We start from the raw sequence: 17,465 nt of genomic DNA on the forward strand, positions 1-17,465 counted from the left end.
CTGTTTATATTTTTAATTTTTGGAAAGAGCGGGGAAGGGAGAGGATTGACCCGAATGACATTAGCTGCATTCGGGTCGGGTGTGGCTTTACTGGAATTTTTTGATCATGTCGCGCACATTGGTTTTGGCATCAATCACGGTCATAAAGGTATAAGCCCCAATAAATTTACGGCTAATAAACATAAACTCTTTCGGCGGAACACTGAAATAACGTGAAGCCATGGATTTAGAGGCCTGTTGCATCACCCGGCTATGCAGCTGGCTTTTTTTCCAGTCATAACGATGCTGATCATCCATCACACCGGCTGGTAAATCCGGGTTGTTTTCAGGACTGCTAAAGGCTTCGGTGGCCAGTAAAAAGACTTTGGCCATATCCGGCTTAATGCTTTGCGGAATGGAGTCAAAAAACTCATAACCGGTCATGGCTTTCACCATCATCTCCGCGTCATGCTGATAGCCGGCCTGAATCAGGTTACGTGCGACCGAGAGCAGGTTGTCATCAAACTGGCGAATGGCACCGAAATCCAGCAGCACAATTTTATCCTGTACATCTGCGCCATTGCCCAGACGTACTAGATAGTTACCGAAGTTTGGGTCGGTCTGCATTTCGCCCCATTCAAAAATTTCCCGCACTGCCACTTCTAAAGAGGCTTCACCAAGCAGGTTACGACGTTCTTGTGGTAAAGACAGCATCACCGGACTGTTGATTGGTACGCCACGTTCAAAGGTCATGCACAGCACCTGATTGGTACAGTAATCTTCAATAATGGTTGGAACGATATAGCGCGGGTCCTGCTTTAAACGCTCGGCAAAACGGCGTGTGGTGGCTGCCTCAATCCGATAATTGACCTCGCGGTGCATCATTTCGCGGACTTCATCAAACCACTGATCAAATTCGCGGGTTTGCGGCACCATGCGGGTCAGTTTCAGCATGTTTTTAAACAGACTCATATCCGAATCAATGGCATCGGCCACACCCGGATACTGGATTTTTAATACCAGTTCCATACCATCAGATTTACGGGTGGCGCGGTGTACCTGAGCCAAAGAGGCGGTACCTAAAGGCTCATGGTCAATGGTGAGATCATTAAGTTTGGAACCTAACTGGTCCTGTAACTGGGTTTTAATCGCAGGCCAGGCCAGGGCAACAGTCTGGTTATTCAGGGTATTCAGGGCTTGGGTGATTTCTTCAGGCAGGAAATGTTCGCCGTAAAGCGCCATCATCTGGCCAATTTTAACGATAGAGCCTTTCAGTTTGCCAATTTCTGCGACCAGATAATCGGCCTGTTCTTTCATGGCTTTTTTGCGTTTCTTTTCTTTTTCTTCTTCACTGGAAAAGATTGAACCGGCGCTGGAGGCGGCCCAACGTGTCCCGGCCAGCAACGATGCCTTCGCGATCGATAAGCGTCGATCCATAGAGGAAGTTTTCAATTGTTTAAGCTTATCGTTCTGATCTGACATGTAAATTTAATCCTTCAATCAGCAATTCGCAGAAAGGTCATAGTTTAACGAATATTAACGGGTCTTAACGTATTAAAAAAGTTCAAGTTGCTGAATGTCGAGTTAAGTTTTGCATTCTCTATGAAATAGCCTAAGCAAAATCTATAAAGATGCAATTTCGCTCACTCACATCCGGAATTTAATCTTGAGGGTACTTTTTTGTTGCAGCATCTGCTTGTTTTCATCAATGTATTTTAAAATCAGGCTTTGTACCGATTCATGCAGAAAACCATGCGCATAGCCTTTGACAATAATAATGCTGGGCAGGTTAAAGAACAGATATTTGGCATCATCCAAAGTCGCATCCTGAAAAATGCCGTGTTCCACCAGCATCTGCTGTAAAAACAGTTTTTCCTGCAAGACACGCGGTGAATCGTTGTCATTCCAGTAGTTTTGACGCATGGCCAGCAGGTTATTGTGTTTGTAACTCATATCAACAGGTTCACGGGAGTCTCATAGTCAATATAAGGTCTATTTTTGCAGATTCAATCGCAAAATGGCAGGAAATTGTGAAGATCTGGAAATTCTATCCTGTTCATCGCTATAGGTTTTTTGCTTGAAGTTCAGTAATATGCTTTACATAAATTAAAACAAAGATGATCGCTGTGTTTGGCAGCAAGGGGAATATGATGCGTTTAGCATTCATCGGGGGAATGGCCTGGGCGCTGCTGGCGGGTTCGGCCTATGCGCAGGAAAGTTATTCAAAACAGTATATTCAATGTAGCAATCATGCTTATGGGCAAACATCCGTCTTGCAAAAATGTGTCAATAAAGAACTGAAACAGCAGCAAAAACGCTTAAAGAAAAGCTATAAGTCTTACTATCGGGCCAGTGGGGCATATCAGGCCAATATTGCCCAGCAACATGCGCTGTGGGAGCAGCGTTTAAAGCAGCAATGCTATCGGGGCATGAACGGTGATGTTGCCAAATTGCAGCAATCGCGTTGTACGCTGGCACAGGTGATTGATCAGGCCAATTATTATCAGAGCAAATTTATTGCCCGTTAATCGTGTACTTACCATTTCAGGGCTTTATTCCAAATCTGGCTAAGGCCGTGAAAGTTGAGATCAATTTATCAGATTGAAATCCGGCTTTTACGCACAGAGACATTATAAAAGCGCACAAAACAAGGTATCATAAGGCGTTTTAAAAAATTGACTCTGGAGAGACCTTAGGTGGATCGACCGACTATTAGCCCTGAACATTTGCAGGAAGCCGCTGAAACATTAGTCACCATTCGTGATTTTATCCGTTTTGGTGTAACAGCATTACGTCAATATGATGCACATCTAGGTCAAGGTACAGAAGATTATTTTGCTGAAAGTTCCGCGTTGGTATTACAAACCCTGTCGCTGGACTGGAATGCCGATGCAGAAATTCTGGATGCCAAATTACTGCCGAGCGAAAAGCAGGAATTTTTAAGTCTGCTGGAGCGTCGTATTAATGAACGCACGCCAACCTCTTATCTGCTCAATCTGGCCTATTTCTATGGCAAGCCGTTTTATGTCGATGAGCGTGTACTGATTCCACGTTCGCCAATTGCTGAACTTATCGAAAACCGTTTTGCGCCATATTGTCTGGATGAAAATGGCCAGATGGGTGAAGCCAATAATAACTTGCCAGCCAATCCAAATCCGCAAATGCCACGCCGTATTCTGGATATGTGTACCGGTTCAGGCTGTATCGCAATTGCATTGGCTTATGCCTTCCCGGATGCGGAAGTGGATGCGACCGATATTTCTAAAGATGCTTTAGAAGTTGCGGCCATTAACACCGAACATCACAACATGCAGTATCAGGTGGCGCTGCTTGAGTCGGACTTGTTCTCTAAAATTCCAGCAGAAAATCAGTATGATCTGATTGTGTCGAATCCACCGTATGTCGATGCTGAAGACATGGCTGATCTGCCAGATGAATTCCGTCATGAGCCAGAGCTGGCGTTGGCTGCCGGTCAGGATGGTCTGGACTTGGTGCGTAAAATGCTGGCCCAAGCCGCAGACTATTTAACTGAAGATGGTCTGATTGTGATTGAAGTCGGTAACTCTGAATGGGCCATGAAACAGAACTTTAATACCGTCGATTTCCACTGGTTACAATTCCAGAAAGGTGGTTCAGGCATTTTTGCCCTAACCGCAGCACAGTGCCGTCAATACCGTGATTTATTCATTCAATCTGTTAATTCATAAAGGAGTCGTTGCACATGGCAGGTAATAGTATTGGACAACTCTTCCGTGTCACGACTTGTGGTGAATCGCATGGTGTAGGCCTGATGGCCATTGTCGATGGTGTACCGCCGGGCCTGGAACTGACTGAAGCCGATTTACAGCACGATTTGGACCGCCGTAAGCCGGGGACTTCCAAATTTGCAACCCAGCGTAAAGAGCCGGATCAGGTTGAAATTATTTCTGGGGTATTTGAAGGCAAAACCACCGGTACGCCAATTGGCTTGCTGATTCGCAATACCGACCAGAAATCCAAGGATTATGGCAACATTGCCCAGACTTTCCGTCCGGGTCATGCCGACTATACTTATACGCAAAAGTACGGTTTCCGTGATTATCGTGGTGGTGGTCGTTCCAGTGCCCGTGAAACCGCGATGCGAGTGGCTGCCGGTGCGATTGCCAAAAAATATCTGGCAGAAAAATTCGGGATTCTGATTCGTGGTCATGTGACCCAGATTGGCACCGAAAAAGCGGAAAAGCTGGACTGGAATGAAGTGCCGAATAACCCGTTTTTCTGTGGCGATGCCGATGCTGTGCCACGTTTTGAAGCGCTGGTGACTTCACTGCGTGAACAAGGCACCAGCTGTGGCGCCAAACTGGAAATTCTGGCTGAAAAAGTGCCTGTGGGCTGGGGTGAGCCGGTATTTGACCGTTTAGATGCCGATATTGCCCATGCCATGATGTCGATTAACGCGGTTAAAGGCGTAGAAATTGGCGATGGTTTTGCCGTGGCGGAACAGTTCGGTCATGAAACCCGTGATGAACTGACCACTCAAGGTTTCCTGGCCAATCATGCTGGCGGTATTTTGGGCGGTATTTCCAGTGGTCAAACCATTCGCGTGGCGATTGCGCTTAAACCAACCGCATCTATTACTACACCGGGTAAAACCATTACCATTGACCGTGAAGATACCGATGTGCTGACCAAAGGCCGTCACGATCCATGTGTGGGTGTGCGTGCTGCACCCATTGCGGAAGCGATGCTGGCGATTGTGCTGATGGATCATTTCTTACGTCACCGTGCTCAAAATGCCGATGTGGTGGCGCCATTTGCACCGATCGAGCCTTAATTATCCCAGATTAAAAAAGCCGGACTGAATGTTCGGCTTTTTTTATGGTAATAGGTTGTATTTGTTTGAAATCGCCTAAGAAATACCACGATCAATGAGATAAATACAGAAGTTGATTGAGCTTGAATCTAAATATTGGTTGCTTTATCACCGCCTTAAATTAACCGTCAATGTAGACATCAATTCAGATATAAATAAAAGCGTGGTTGAAGAAAAATAGATTTTAATTTTTAAAAGAGATCAGGCTGATCTTTTTTAAAGGATGTGGGAAATCATCTTGAGGTTAGGTACTGCTGATTCCATTTTGTATCAGAATGGATCTCCCAGAAATTAAAAAGCTCCCCGAAGGGAGCTTGTTTCATCAAGAAAAGAACCAGGTGTAATAGCCCCAGATCATTAATGGCCAGGCCACAAATGGACTAAACAGCCATTTCCACAGCCAGAAACGTGGGACAAAACCAACACCATGGATAAATCCGCCGGAAATGCCAATCATGATGTACATCATGGCACTGTGGCTATAATTGCCATCGGCATCCAACATGGCAGCTGGATGAAGTAATAACACGGCTGCCAATGGAAAGGCCAATAAGCAAGAAATGACCATCGCAAGTTTATTCGGTTTTTTTTCGATTACTGGAGTTTCCATTACAACCTCTGTCATGACTTATTCCTCATCCAGGTCTTGATGATGCTCGATATAGAGCGCACTCAGTACACCTGCAAAACAGGCCATCAAAATACCGAGAATCCAAGCAAAATACCACATAATCTTTACTCCTTTAGAGCATAGCCTTAGTACAGGCTATGCGAATTCTCTTTGATGTGTTTGTTGGTAATCACGCCCCACATCTTGTAGTAACACCAAGTGGTGTACAGCAAAATGATTGGCACAAAGATACAGGCTGCAACGGTCATTACCGTTAAGGTATTTTGACTAGATACCGCATCCCACATGGTTAAGCTAGATACAGGATCTATGCTCGATGGCATCAGGAATGGGAACAGGGCAAAACCTGCAGTCAGAATCGCACCTGTTACTGCCAGTGCAGAACCAGTGAAGCTTAAACCTGCTTTACCTTTAGAGGCTGCCAGAATCACAATGATACCGCCTAGAATACCCATAATTGGCGCAATCATGGTGATCGGGTAAGCCGAGTAGTTGTTCATCCAGCCCGGGTTGGCATTGGTCATCACTTCTTTGGCTAACGGGTTTGCAACGCTACCGGTGTCATATGGTGTAACCAGGGTATAACCTTGGATGCCACCGAAGTATAACCATGCACCTGCCAGCAGGAAGCAGACCAGGAACACGATACCGCTGATTTTGGTGGCTTTAGCAGAACGCTCGCGTAAAGCACCATCGGTACGTAACATTAACCATGCACCACCATGCGCACACAGCATGGCCAGACTCACGATACCGCAGACCAAAGCAAACGGGTTAAGCAGGGCAAAGAAGCTGCCGGTGTAGTTGGATCGTACAGTCTCATCCAGTTCAAAAGGTACACCCAAGAACATGTTACCGAACGCTACGCCAAATACCAGCGCAGGTACTGCACCACCGATACATAGACCCCAGTCCCAGGCAGTACGCCATTTAGTGTTTTCCAGCTTGGAGCGGTAGTCAAAGCCGACCGGACGCAGGAATAGCGCAAACAGGACTAAAAGCAGCGCCCAGTACATGCCCGAGAAGGCAGTTGCATACACCATTGGCCATGCAGCAAATAGTGCACCACCAGCAGTAATGAACCAGACCTGGTTACCGTCCCAGTGTGGGGCAATCGTATTGATTGCCGCACGACGTTCTTCATCATTTTTTCCAACGAATGGCATGATCGCCATAGAGCCCATATCGAAACCATCGGTGAGGGCGAAACCGATGAGCAGTACGCCCACCAGTACCCACCAGATGATTTTGAGTAATTCATATTCGATCATGCTTGAGTCTCCTCAGATGCTTTTTTGGCAGCTTCCAATTTTTCGAAATGGTATTTGCCGGTATGTAACGAGCTTGGACCAAGACGAGAGAATTTAATCATCAGGTACATTTCAATGATCAGCAGTACGGTATAGAACGATGCTAATGCAATGATTGAACCCCATACATCGCCAGTACTTAAGCTAGATGCAGAGAGATATGTTGGTAGAACTTCACCAATAGTCCAAGGTTGACGACCTACTTCAGCCACATACCAGCCAGTTTGCGCAGCAATCCATGGCAATGGTAGGGCAATCAGGGCGAATTTTAATAACCAAGGTTTGTTTTCTGCATTACGTTTTGCTACAGCCAGTGTTGCCAGAACGAACAGGAGTAGCATTAAGAAGCCAGAAGCCACCATGGCACGGAAGGCCCAGAACAAGCTTGGAACGTGTGGAATAGTGTCTGCTGCAGCAAGTTTGATTTGCTCATCAGTCGCATCTACCACGTTAGGTGTATATTTTTTCAGTAACAGGCCATAACCCAGGTCTTTTTGAGATTCATCAAATGCCGCTTTGAGTTCTGGTGAGGTGTCACCTGCACGCAGTTGTTCAAGTTGCTGATAAGCCACCATACCGTTACGGATACGCACTTCATGCTGGGCAATCAGGTCTTTGATCCCGGTCACTTCTTCAGTGGTTGAACGTGTGGCAATCAGACCCATCACATACGGAATTTTAATCGCATAATCGGTAGTCTGAGTTTCCTGATTTGGAATACCAAACAGGGTAAATGCAGCCGGTGCCGGGTGAGTTTCCCATTCTGCTTCAATCGCAGCCAGTTTGGTTTTTTGGACATCGCCCAGTTCATAACCAGACTCATCACCTAGTAAGATTACAGACAGGGTAGATGCCAGACCGAAGATAGCCGCAATCGCGAAAGAACGACGCGCAAATGGCAGGTCACGTTTTTTCAGCAGGTAGTAGCTCGAAATCGCCAGAACGAAAATCGCACCTGTAACATAACCGGCAGAAACAGTATGGACGAATTTAACCTGTGCCACCGGGTTGAAAATCAGCGCACCGAAATCAATCATTTCCATACGCATGGTTTCATAGTTAAACGCAGAACCAACCGGGTTTTGCATCCAGCCGTTAGCCACCAGAATCCACAGCGCCGACATGTTTGAGCCCAAGGCCACCAGCCAGGTTACACACAAGTGTTGTACCTTGGACAGACGATCCCAGCCGAAGAAGAACAGACCAATAAAGGTCGATTCAAGGAAGAAAGCCATCAAGCCTTCAATGGCCAGCGGAGCACCAAAAATATCACCCACGTAGTGCGAGTAATACGCCCAGTTTGTACCGAATTGGAACTCCATGGTCAGGCCGGTAGTTACCCCTAAAGCAAAGTTAATACCGAACAGTTTTCCCCAGAATTTGGTCATGTCCTTATAAATTTCTTTGCCGGAAATCACATAGGTGGTTTCCATAATGGCCAGAATAAAAGCAAGACCAAGTGTCAGTGGAACAAAAATAAAATGATACATCGCGGTCATTGCGAACTGGAACCGCGAGAGATCGACCACGCTTTCAGAAATCATCAACGTGTCTCCTTGATTTGGGAAGGATTGCTGGCAATACGCTCAGCAACTTGAGAGTCAAAATTTTCAGGAATGGTAGGGGCATCGAACCAGATATTTTTAATCGCCATTAAAATAACAACCTTAATTATTAAAATGGCTGCTATTTCTCGGGTTACGCGACGGTTCAAATCTTTCGGGACTAAGCTCATAGAAACAAGCCTGTTTTTTAAACTGTGTCTTATATTATTAAACAAAATAATACAAAAAATAAATAGCCTGCACAGTTAAAATAAAAATATATTGTTTATGTATTAAAATACAATAACTTATAAAAAGTTTTTTTAATTTTTAATCAAAAAAATTCCAGTTAAAAACCTGACTAAAATGCTTGTATTTATAGTAATTATTATTCTGACTAAAATGGTGCGAATTAAAATTTAATTCTGACTAAAATAGTTATATTTGAAAATTTTGACGATTTTATTAAAAATTCCAGCTTTTAATTTTTAACTTTTATTCAATAGTTGGGTGTCAAAAAATGGCTGTAAGGCTTGAGGTGTAAGCATTTGCGTGGAAAACAATCAAGCACCAAAATGAAGCAATTTGTAGCAAATATGCACAATGAAGTGCGATAAAAGTGCAATAAGCAGCGACACGGAAAATTTCTTTTTTAGTCTTCAACGTGGAGGGCAGAGTGAACAATCACAACGAACAACCACAGCGATGGTCATAATGTGCAGAACAGCTGATCTTGAGGCCAAGAGAAAGTGAATCGAGCAGCTTAAACGGAAAGAACGAACGTACACGGCAAGGAAGAAGGGAAAGCTGCGAGATACATGGCGTTGTAGCTTTATCTTGGACAAAGTAAGGATGTGTATCTGACTCGTGGCTGAAAGATGAGCGAGCTTAAATCAGCTGCTACTTTCGCCATAGAACAGATTGTTCGAGGCGGAAATTTTCTTGGCAATGTAATAGGATTTTTTTTGCCGGATTAAAATCACTTGCGCCTGAAATTCTAGTTCACCAAATTCCGGTTCGACCTGCACGTAATGCAGCTGGCCGTATTCATCACGAACCCGGGCCTGAGCCGAAAAACCGGGACGGGCATTGCCACTGGAAATGGTGGCCAGTCGGCCCAGCAAATTGACATGCTGAATGGTTTTTTGCGGTTTAATCACCTGATCCAGACAGTGAATCATAAACACGGTAAAAAACAGGGCAATGATAAGCGCCGGTAAAATCAGATAGTACGATGGAACAAAACTTTGCTGCTGCGAATAGAGCGCAAACTGCAGGAAATAGCCTGCAACACTAAAATTCAGGAGCAGAAACACGAAAATTAGCAGTTTGGAGAATTTGACATTGAGTAAGGGAGAGTCTAGCAGCCGCTGCGGAAAGAGCTGCTTGAATATCGCGCTGGGCTTGAGATTAAAATAATGCCCCACAATTTCCGCCAGGCTGAGCAAGACAAGCGCAATCAGACTTAAATGAAAAGGAATTAAGTCGATGTCTAATACAAACTCAAGCATGGCGTAACCTGCAGATGGGGCTTAAAATTATTCTGTTAAGTAAATTCCGCCATCAGAATGCACGGTAATCTCTACTTTTTCAAGTGCTTGACCTTGGCATGGGCCAGAAATACATTCCCCGGTTTCAACCACAAACAGCGCACCGTGGGTCGAACATTCAATAAATTCCTGATCCCGGTCTAAAAACTGGTTTTCCAGAAATTCAAGCTCGACCTGCAAATGCGGGCACAGGTTCTGATAGGCATAGAACATGCCATCGCGTTGGGTAATAAAAATGGTATCGCCATCTGGAAGCTCGAACGAGCGTGCTTCGCGTTCAGGGATATCTTCGGTCATGCAGATTTTATGCATTAGGCACATTCCTTGTTATAGCTCTGAAGAAGGGTTGCGTACTGTTCAACCTCTAGACGTGGACCAAATTGTGACACCACTTCACTGGAAATTAAAATGGCCAGCTCGGCAGCGGCTTTAAAGCCAAGGTTGGCATTCAAGGCATACAGGAATGCACCGGCAAAGGCATCACCCGCACCATTGGCATCAATGGCATGCACCTGACGGCCTGCAACGCTAAAGGTATGTTGACCATCAAAAATCATTGCGCCTTGTGCGCTCATTGTAATGACAACGTATTTGCTTTTTTGCTTCAGCTGTTCCAAAGCGGCTTCTGCCGTTTCGGTGCCGGTATACATCATGGCCTCCTGCTGGTTACAGAACAGCAGGTCCACGCCATCATCGAGTAATTCATCTAAACCTTGACGCGCATATTGCACCATTGCCGGGTCAGATAAGGTTAAGGCAATTTGGGTCTGGTGAGCTTTGGCAATTTCGCGCGCCTGTTTTACCGCCTGACGTGCGCTGTCCGAAGTCGATAAATAACCTTCGATATACAGCCATTTCGCGGTTTTTAAGGGTTCAAAGTCAATTTGCGCATCGGTGAGTTCTGCGGTAATACCTAAATAGGTATGCATGGTACGTTCAGAATCCGGGCTGACTAATACCATACAGGTTCCGGTTACGCCTTCACTGACCGATTTTGTGGTGGTGCGAATGCCCGCATCATTCAGGCCGTTCAGGTAAATTTCACCCAAGTTATCATTGCCCACGCGGCAGGCATAAAAGGCAGAACCGCCCAATGCGCTAAAGGCAACTGTTGTATTTGCAGCCGAACCGCCTGAAGCTTGACCTTTATAGCTTTGCGTTTGCTGTAAGTTGTTGTATAAATTTGCTTGGGTTTCGCCATCGGTCAGCTGCATGGTGCCTTTTTGCAAATTTTGTTGAGTAAGGAAGTCATCAGAGACTTGAAATTCCTGGTCAATGAGTGCATTACCAATTGCAAAGAGGTCAACAGTTGCCATGTCGTTCAATCACATCAAAAAATAAATGCTAAGTTTACACCAATGCTCAGGATTGCTGTAGATTTGTGAATAAAATTCATTTTTTAGACGGTTTTATTCATTGAGGAAAGTTAGTAAAGCAGATCAGGATAGTGAAATGAATATCGAGATAAAAGAAGCGCAAGGATTACCAGAGCAAATTGTAGAGCTTGAAAAACAGGCATCAAAAGAGGGTTTTGCTTTTGTACAGCGTTTAATTGATGAGTATCAGAGTGCCAAGAATCGTTTCGATCAGCCTGGGGAGTTTTTACTTTTTGCTTATGATCAGGACAAGCTGATCGCCTGTGGCGGCCTGAACCAGCAGTGGAATGATCAGGAAGTGGAACAGGGAATTGGCCGGGTGCGCCGTTTCTATGTATTGCCTGAATATCGTAAACACGGCGTAGGCAAGCTGTTATTGCAATACTTAGAGAAAAAGGCACGTCCTCATTTTTCGGCCTTGTGTCTGGATACCGAAACCAAATCTGCGGCGCATTTTTACCAGAAGCAGAATTATGTCTATGTCGAAAACCATCCCAATTATAATTATTTTAAATATCTGGTTTAAACGGCAGCATGAGCTTCGGACTGGGGTTTGAAAATTGCCTGGTTTGCAAATTTCTATAATTTTAGTCGGGATTTAAGCGTGAATTATATCAAGAACTAAAGCTATAATGGCTTTAGTTTTTTTATTTTGATGATTAGGAGATCGCATGACTGTAGATGTCACTGAAACCATTTCTCAAACCGTTCATCCTGCGTTTCAGTTGGTACGTCAACACCATGTTGAAGCCTTAGACATTTTAGTGTCTGAATATAAGCATCGGGTTACCGGTGCGGTACATTATCATTTGGCCACCAATCATGATGAAAATGTATTTCTGGTGGCATTTCGTACCCAGCCTATGGATTCCAAGGGCGAAGCGCATATTCTGGAACATACTGCACTGTGTGGCTCTGAAAAATTCCCGGTACGTGACCCGTTTTTCCTGATGATTCGCCGTTCATTAAACACCTTTATGAACGCCTTTACTGCAGCTGACTGGACAGCGTATCCATTTGCCACCCAAAACCAGAAAGATTTCCAGAACCTGCTGGAGGTGTATCTGGATGCAGCCTTTGCAGCCAACCTGAATCCACTGGATTTTGCCCAGGAAGGGATTCGTATCGAGCTGGAAAATGGTGAGCCTGTATATAAAGGCGTGGTCTTTAATGAAATGAAAGGCGCGATGAGTTCGCCTTCAGATCAGCTGTATCACCAGTTGGCACATCATTTGTTCCCGGAAACCACCTACCATTACAATTCCGGTGGTGACCCGAAAGATATTCCAGACTTAACTTACCAAGAGTTAGTGGATTTCTATAAATCCCATTATCACCCAAGTAATGCGGTATTTATGACTTTTGGTAATCAGTCAGCGTATGACTTGCAAGAACAGTTCCAGAGCTTGGCTTTAGCCAAGTTTGAACAGGGCGAAACCCTGTATTCAAAACCTGAGCGCCGTTTGGCTGCGCCAGTGACCGTAACTGAAAGCTATGCGGTCGATGCTGAAGATTTAAAAGACAAAACTTACCATGTTCTAAGCTGGTTATTGCCAGAAGCCAGTGATATTAAACTGCGTTTGGGCATGCGTCTGGTCGAAGGTGTGTTACTGGAAAACTCGGCTTCACCACTGCGTCATTATTTAGAAACCTGTGGTTATGCGCAATCAACCGGGCCATTTATGGGCGTGGATGATTCCAACTTTGAAATGACTTTCTTCTGTGCCATTCAAGGTTCTAATCCTGAGCATGCAGTAACCTTTAAAGAGGGCGTCTTCAAGGTACTGCAAGAAGTGGCGTCTAAACCGGTCGACAGCGATACCGTCAATGCCATTTTACACCAGATCGAGCTGCATCAGCGTGAAATTAACGGCGATGGTATGCCATACGGTTTAAGCCTGATTCTAAACGGCTTGAGCAGCGCGATTCACCATAGTGATCCGGTGCATGTCTGGGATGTTGACAGTGCCATTGAACAGGTTAAAGAAGAACTGAAAGATCCAATGTGGCTGTCTCAGTTGATTCAGCAGCACTTGATTGATAATCCGCATCGCGTCCAAATGACCCTGGTCCCAGATGCCAGCAAATCAGCCAAAGATGCCGAAGCTGAAAAAGCCCGTCTGGCTGAAATTGGTGCGCAGCTGACCGAAGCACAAAAAGCAGAAATTATCGCCCAGACCGAAGCGCTAAAAGTGCGTCAGGATACCCCGGATGATTTAAACCTGCTGCCAAAAGTCGGCCTCGAAGATGTGCCGGCAGAATTGCAAATTGTACAGGGGCAGCTACGTGAGATTATCTGCAACCGCATTGATACACCATTAAACCTGTATCATGCCGGTACCAACGGTATTTATTACCAGCAGGTCTTGGTGCGTATTCCCGATGAGATCGTGAAATCGCCTTATTTTAATCTGCTGTCGATTTTAATGGGTGAAGTCGGTGCCGGTGAATATGATTATCTGGAACTGCAACAGCTGCAAACTGCAGTGAGTGGCGGTCTGGGTATGGGGGCATCCTTACGCTCTAAGGTCGATGACAAAAACCGGATTAGTGCCTGGCTGACCTTAACCACCAAATCACTGGTGAATAATTTTGATGCCATCCGCCTGCTAAAAATTGCCTTTGAGCAACTGCGTTTTGATGAAAAAGACCGGATTATCGAGCTATTACAGCAACGTAAAACGCGCTGGCAGTCACGGGTATCGGGTGCAGGACATAGCTATGCCATGCAGGCCGCTTCACGTAACCACAGTGCTTTAGCGCTGCGTGACTATCACAATACTGGTCTGGGTGCATTGAACTGGTTAAGCGAGCTGGTCAGCAAAATTGAACAGGATGATGCTGCTTTTGATGCGCTGATGGATGAGCTTAAGCTGATTCACAGTATGTTGCTGCAAGCGCCAAAACAGTTCCTGCTGGTCTGTGAAGAGCCACAATCAGACCGTTTGATTGAAGAAATCCAGACCGTGTGGGACAAGCTGGCAATTGAACCGCACGAGGCAGCTTTAACTCAAGTGCCTGTTGAAAATAACAATGCAGATGAAGCCTGGCTGATTCAGGCCAATGTACAGTTCTGTGCGGCAGCGTATCCTGCGGTGGAAGTATCGCATCCAGATGCAGCACCATTGATGGTCTTGGCGGCGTATTTGCGCAATGGCTTCCTGCACAGTGCCATCCGTGAAAAAGGCGGCGCCTATGGTGGCGGTGCCAGCTATGATGGCAATGCCTGCTCGTTCCGTTTCTATAGCTACCGTGACCCGCGTCTGGCTGAAACCTTTAAGGATTTTGACGCCAGTGTGGACTGGTTGCTGAATACCGAGCAGTTACCGCATCAGCTGGAAGAAGCCATTCTAGGTTTGATTGCCAGCATGGATAAACCAGGCTCTCCAGCCGGTGAAGCAATTACCGCATGTTATGCCTTACTGCATGCGCGCACCCCGGCCTTTAGAACCAAACTGCGTGAGCGTTTACTGGCGGTTACTTTAGATGATCTGAAACGTGTGGCCGACGTTTATTTACGTCAGCAAACCCCGGTGAAATCGGTGGTGGCACCGGTGGCGAAACGTGAAGCGCTGCAGGAGCTGGGTTTCCAGATCAAACAAGTCAATTAAAAAAACAATAGAGGAAGTTCTATGGCGTTCAATCCTGTTGAGCGCACAAGCTGGTCGCTGAGTGTTACTGCACTCAGCGCTTTGTTTGTGACACATGTACAGGCGCTGGAAGCAACGGTGGTCACCATTCCGCCGACACCGGAGGCCTGTGTGGCGCTGGAGTCCAATGGCGAGCGTTTAGCCTGTTATGATGCTTTATTCAAGTTGCCGGAAGCAGAAAAGGCTGATCTGGTTTCCGAGCGTCAGGCGGCGCAGCAATTGGCCCCTCCACCAGAAACCGTTAAAGAAAAAATTGTGGCCGGGGTGAACAACCTGTTTTCGCTGGAAGGCTCACATATTGATCCGAATGTGTCGTTACTGGATAAACGCTGGGAACTTGCACCCGAAAGCAAGCTGGGCACCTGGAATATCCGGGCTTATCAACCGGTGTATCTGATGCCGGGCTTCTGGACCTCCGATAAAAACGAACGTCCATCCAGTCCCAATGAAAACAATACCGTTACTGAAGCACAGCAGCAGAACCTGACATCAACCGAAGCCAAATTTCAGTTGTCACTAAAAACCAAAGCGGTTGAAAACCTGTTGGGCGATAATGGCGATCTCTGGCTCGGTTATACCCAGTCCTCACGCTGGCAGGTTTATAATGGTGAAGAATCACGTCCGTTTCGTGAAACCAATTATGAACCTGAAGCCAGTTTAATGTTCAGAACTAATTATGAGATTCTGGGCTTGAATGGGCGCTTGTTAGGCCTGACCTTGAACCATCAGTCCAATGGCCGTTCCGATCCGCTGTCACGGAGCTGGAACCGGGTCATTTTGAATCTGGGCTTTGAAAAGAACAATTTTGCGCTGATGTTGCGTCCGTGGTATCGCATTGAAGAAGACCGCAGTGATGACAACAACCCGGATATTAAAAACTATATTGGCCGTGGCGATATGCTGGCATTCTACCGCTGGAAAGATCATGATTTCTCGCTGATGTTACGGCATAGCCTAAAAGGTGGAGATGATGCGCATGGCGCTGCCCAGTTTGACTGGGTATTCCCGATTAGCGGCAAATTAAGAGGGCATTTCCAGCTGTTTGATGGCTATGGAGAAAGCCTGATTGATTATAACCACCGCGCGACCTATGTCGGCCTAGGTGTATCGTTAATGAACTGGTTCTAAATGCATGCACCCGCAAAAAGCCACTGTAGACAGTGGCTTTTTTAATTTCAGTTGATAACGGAACTCGCGCATCAACCAATCTGAATATCGGTGGTGGGATGTTGCAGGCGGCTGCGTTTAGGCGTGGCAATTAAATAGGCTAAGGTCAGTGGGCCTAAACGGCCGGCAAACATCAGCAGCATTAAGGCCACCAGACTTAAGGGTTGTAATTCCCCGGTAATCCCGCGAGATAAACCCACGGTACAGGCCGCAGAAACCGCCTCAAACAGCAAGTCCATAAACTCATGTTCAGGTTCCAGCAGCAACAGGCTGAAAATCCCGGCAAAGACTAAAAATGCAGTAATTGACACCACAGCCAAGGCTTTAAAGGTGGTTTTTTCCGGTACCGAATAATGAAACACCCGCACTTCATCGGCGCGTCGTAAAAAGCTGATCACGCTTAATACCACAATAATAAAGGTGCCGACTTTAATGCCACCGGCGGTACTTAAAGAGCCTCCGCCAATAAACATTAGGAACATGGTCAGTAAATTGGAAGCATCACTCATGCTGGCAATATCCAGACTGTTAAAGCCGGAAGAACGGGGTACGGTAGCATGGAACCAGGCATTCCAGGCCTGATCGGTCAGGCTCATGGCGGCCAGCGTCGCAGGATTGCTGGCTTCGAGCAGCCAGATGGTGATAAAAGCAAACAGGTTTAAACCCAGAATAGTGGAAAGGATCAGCTTGCTGTTGGCGCTGAGTTTATGCCAGCGCCGGGTTTTTTTAATGTCCATCAGCACCACAAAGCCCACACCGCCAATAATGTAAAGCATGCTGATGGTAAAGGTAATCAGGTACTGGTCGGCAAAGCTCATTAAACTGTTGGGAAATAATGAAAATCCGCCATTATTGAAAGCCGAGACACTGTAAAAGGCGGCATAGAAAAAGGCTTCCAGAAAATCATAATCCTGCAGCCAGGCCAGGGTCAGAATAAAGGTGCCGATGCCTTCAAAAAACAGTGAATAGAGTAATACGCCTTTAATGGTAAAGCCCACCGTCGCCAGACTGGTCTGACCAATGGTTTCCTGGGCCATCATCTGCTGTTTTAAGCCAATTTTCGGTGACAGGCTCATGGCGGCCAGAATTGCGAACGTCATAAAGCCCAGCCCGCCACATTGCAGCAACAGCATAATCACAATCTGGCCAAATACGGTATAGGCCTCGCCGACATTGACCACCGACAAGCCGGTAATGGTCACCGCAGAGGTGGCAGTAAATAAAGCCTGTAACCAGCTCAGGTCCCCCTCATGGGCAAAGGGCAGTTTAAGTAGCAAGGTCCCAATCACAATAAAGCTTAAAAATCCCAGTGCGAGCAGACTCGGCGGGCTTAAATTGACCGTGGTTGCTGTGCTGGGCTTCGCCGTATTTTTATAGGCAGTCTTATTCTTCGTCATGTGGTTCAT

17 protein-coding genes are annotated in these 17,465 nt (G+C 46.0%); 6 read left to right on the plus strand and 11 right to left on the minus strand.

What is annotated here, in order from left to right; genetic code table 11:
- Positions 1 to 87 precede the first annotated feature (87 nt).
- Positions 88 to 1,461, minus strand: a complete 1,374-nt coding sequence (locus GA693_RS04555; protein ID WP_160241343.1) for an ABC1 kinase family protein — start codon at positions 1,459 to 1,461, stop codon at positions 88 to 90.
- A 165-nt stretch (positions 1,462 to 1,626) separates the two neighbouring features.
- The gene (locus tag GA693_RS04560) at positions 1,627 to 1,932 is read right to left on the minus strand and encodes a hypothetical protein (RefSeq protein WP_160241342.1); all 306 of its coding nucleotides are present in this window, start codon (positions 1,930 to 1,932) and stop codon (positions 1,627 to 1,629) included.
- 197 nt (positions 1,933 to 2,129) lie between these two features.
- On the opposite strand from GA693_RS04560, the gene GA693_RS04565 reads away from it, so the two are divergent.
- From GA693_RS04565 to aroC, 3 genes are all read left to right on the plus strand, one after another.
- Positions 2,130 to 2,507: a lysozyme inhibitor LprI family protein gene (locus tag GA693_RS04565; protein ID WP_227554581.1), complete on the plus strand. Its 378-nt coding sequence runs from the start codon at positions 2,130 to 2,132 to the stop codon at positions 2,505 to 2,507.
- Between the two features lie 168 nt (positions 2,508 to 2,675).
- Positions 2,676 to 3,686, plus strand: a complete 1,011-nt coding sequence (gene prmB, locus GA693_RS04570) for a 50S ribosomal protein L3 N(5)-glutamine methyltransferase (protein ID WP_045795711.1) — start codon at positions 2,676 to 2,678, stop codon at positions 3,684 to 3,686.
- 14 nt (positions 3,687 to 3,700) lie between these two features.
- On the plus strand, positions 3,701 to 4,792 hold the full coding sequence (gene aroC / locus GA693_RS04575) for a chorismate synthase (RefSeq protein ID WP_016658184.1): 1,092 nt from the start codon (positions 3,701 to 3,703) through the stop codon (positions 4,790 to 4,792).
- 361 nt (positions 4,793 to 5,153) lie between these two features.
- On the opposite strand, the gene GA693_RS04580 is transcribed toward aroC, so the two are convergent.
- The 8 genes from GA693_RS04580 to GA693_RS04615 all read right to left on the minus strand — a co-directional run bounded on the left by GA693_RS04580 (position 5,154) and on the right by GA693_RS04615 (position 11,182).
- Entirely contained in the window at positions 5,154 to 5,456 is a 303-nt protein-coding gene (locus GA693_RS04580; protein ID WP_005177656.1) for a cyd operon YbgE family protein, read from the minus strand.
- A 3-nt stretch (positions 5,457 to 5,459) separates the two neighbouring features.
- Positions 5,460 to 5,561, minus strand: coding sequence for a cytochrome bd-I oxidase subunit CydX (gene cydX / locus GA693_RS04585; protein ID WP_002120988.1), 102 nt, complete (start codon positions 5,559 to 5,561; stop codon positions 5,460 to 5,462).
- Between the two features lie 26 nt (positions 5,562 to 5,587).
- Positions 5,588 to 6,733, minus strand: coding sequence for a cytochrome d ubiquinol oxidase subunit II (gene cydB, locus GA693_RS04590; protein WP_160241340.1), 1,146 nt, complete (start codon positions 6,731 to 6,733; stop codon positions 5,588 to 5,590).
- A complete protein-coding gene (locus GA693_RS04595; RefSeq protein ID WP_005177660.1) occupies positions 6,730 to 8,316 on the minus strand; it encodes a cytochrome ubiquinol oxidase subunit I in 1,587 nt (528 codons plus the stop codon). Before GA693_RS04595 ends, cydB begins: the two co-directional genes overlap by 4 nt.
- Positions 8,316 to 8,507, minus strand: coding sequence for a cytochrome oxidase putative small subunit CydP (gene cydP, locus GA693_RS04600; protein WP_005177663.1), 192 nt, complete (start codon positions 8,505 to 8,507; stop codon positions 8,316 to 8,318). Before cydP ends, GA693_RS04595 begins: the two co-directional genes overlap by 1 nt.
- Before the next feature lie 702 nt (positions 8,508 to 9,209).
- A complete protein-coding gene (locus tag GA693_RS04605) occupies positions 9,210 to 9,827 on the minus strand; it encodes an OB-fold-containig protein (RefSeq protein ID WP_104489428.1) in 618 nt (205 codons plus the stop codon).
- 27 nt (positions 9,828 to 9,854) lie between these two features.
- Complete coding sequence (locus GA693_RS04610; RefSeq protein WP_171065079.1) at positions 9,855 to 10,163, minus strand: Rieske (2Fe-2S) protein; 309 nt, start codon at positions 10,161 to 10,163, stop codon at positions 9,855 to 9,857.
- A 14-nt stretch (positions 10,164 to 10,177) separates the two neighbouring features.
- Positions 10,178 to 11,182, minus strand: a complete 1,005-nt coding sequence (locus GA693_RS04615) for an adenosine kinase (RefSeq protein WP_160241339.1) — start codon at positions 11,180 to 11,182, stop codon at positions 10,178 to 10,180.
- Positions 11,183 to 11,318: 136 nt separating this feature from the next.
- Between GA693_RS04615 and GA693_RS04620 the strand changes: the two genes are divergently transcribed.
- The 3 genes from GA693_RS04620 to GA693_RS04630 all read left to right on the plus strand — a co-directional run bounded on the left by GA693_RS04620 (position 11,319) and on the right by GA693_RS04630 (position 16,020).
- Positions 11,319 to 11,768 (plus strand): GNAT family N-acetyltransferase, encoded by a 450-nt coding sequence (locus GA693_RS04620; RefSeq protein WP_005177673.1) that lies wholly within the window; start codon positions 11,319 to 11,321, stop codon positions 11,766 to 11,768.
- Between the two features lie 145 nt (positions 11,769 to 11,913).
- A complete protein-coding gene (locus tag GA693_RS04625; RefSeq protein ID WP_160241338.1) occupies positions 11,914 to 14,853 on the plus strand; it encodes an insulinase family protein in 2,940 nt (979 codons plus the stop codon).
- A gap of 21 nt (positions 14,854 to 14,874) precedes the next feature.
- The gene (locus GA693_RS04630; RefSeq protein WP_160241337.1) at positions 14,875 to 16,020 is read left to right on the plus strand and encodes a phospholipase A; all 1,146 of its coding nucleotides are present in this window, start codon (positions 14,875 to 14,877) and stop codon (positions 16,018 to 16,020) included.
- A 71-nt stretch (positions 16,021 to 16,091) separates the two neighbouring features.
- On the opposite strand, the gene GA693_RS04635 is transcribed toward GA693_RS04630, so the two are convergent.
- Complete coding sequence (locus tag GA693_RS04635; protein WP_104489433.1) at positions 16,092 to 17,456, minus strand: TrkH family potassium uptake protein; 1,365 nt, start codon at positions 17,454 to 17,456, stop codon at positions 16,092 to 16,094.
- Positions 17,457 to 17,465 lie beyond the last annotated feature (9 nt).

The sequence above is a fragment of the Acinetobacter indicus genome (assembly GCF_009914475.1).
Taxonomy (GTDB): Bacteria; Pseudomonadota; Gammaproteobacteria; order Pseudomonadales; family Moraxellaceae; genus Acinetobacter; species Acinetobacter indicus.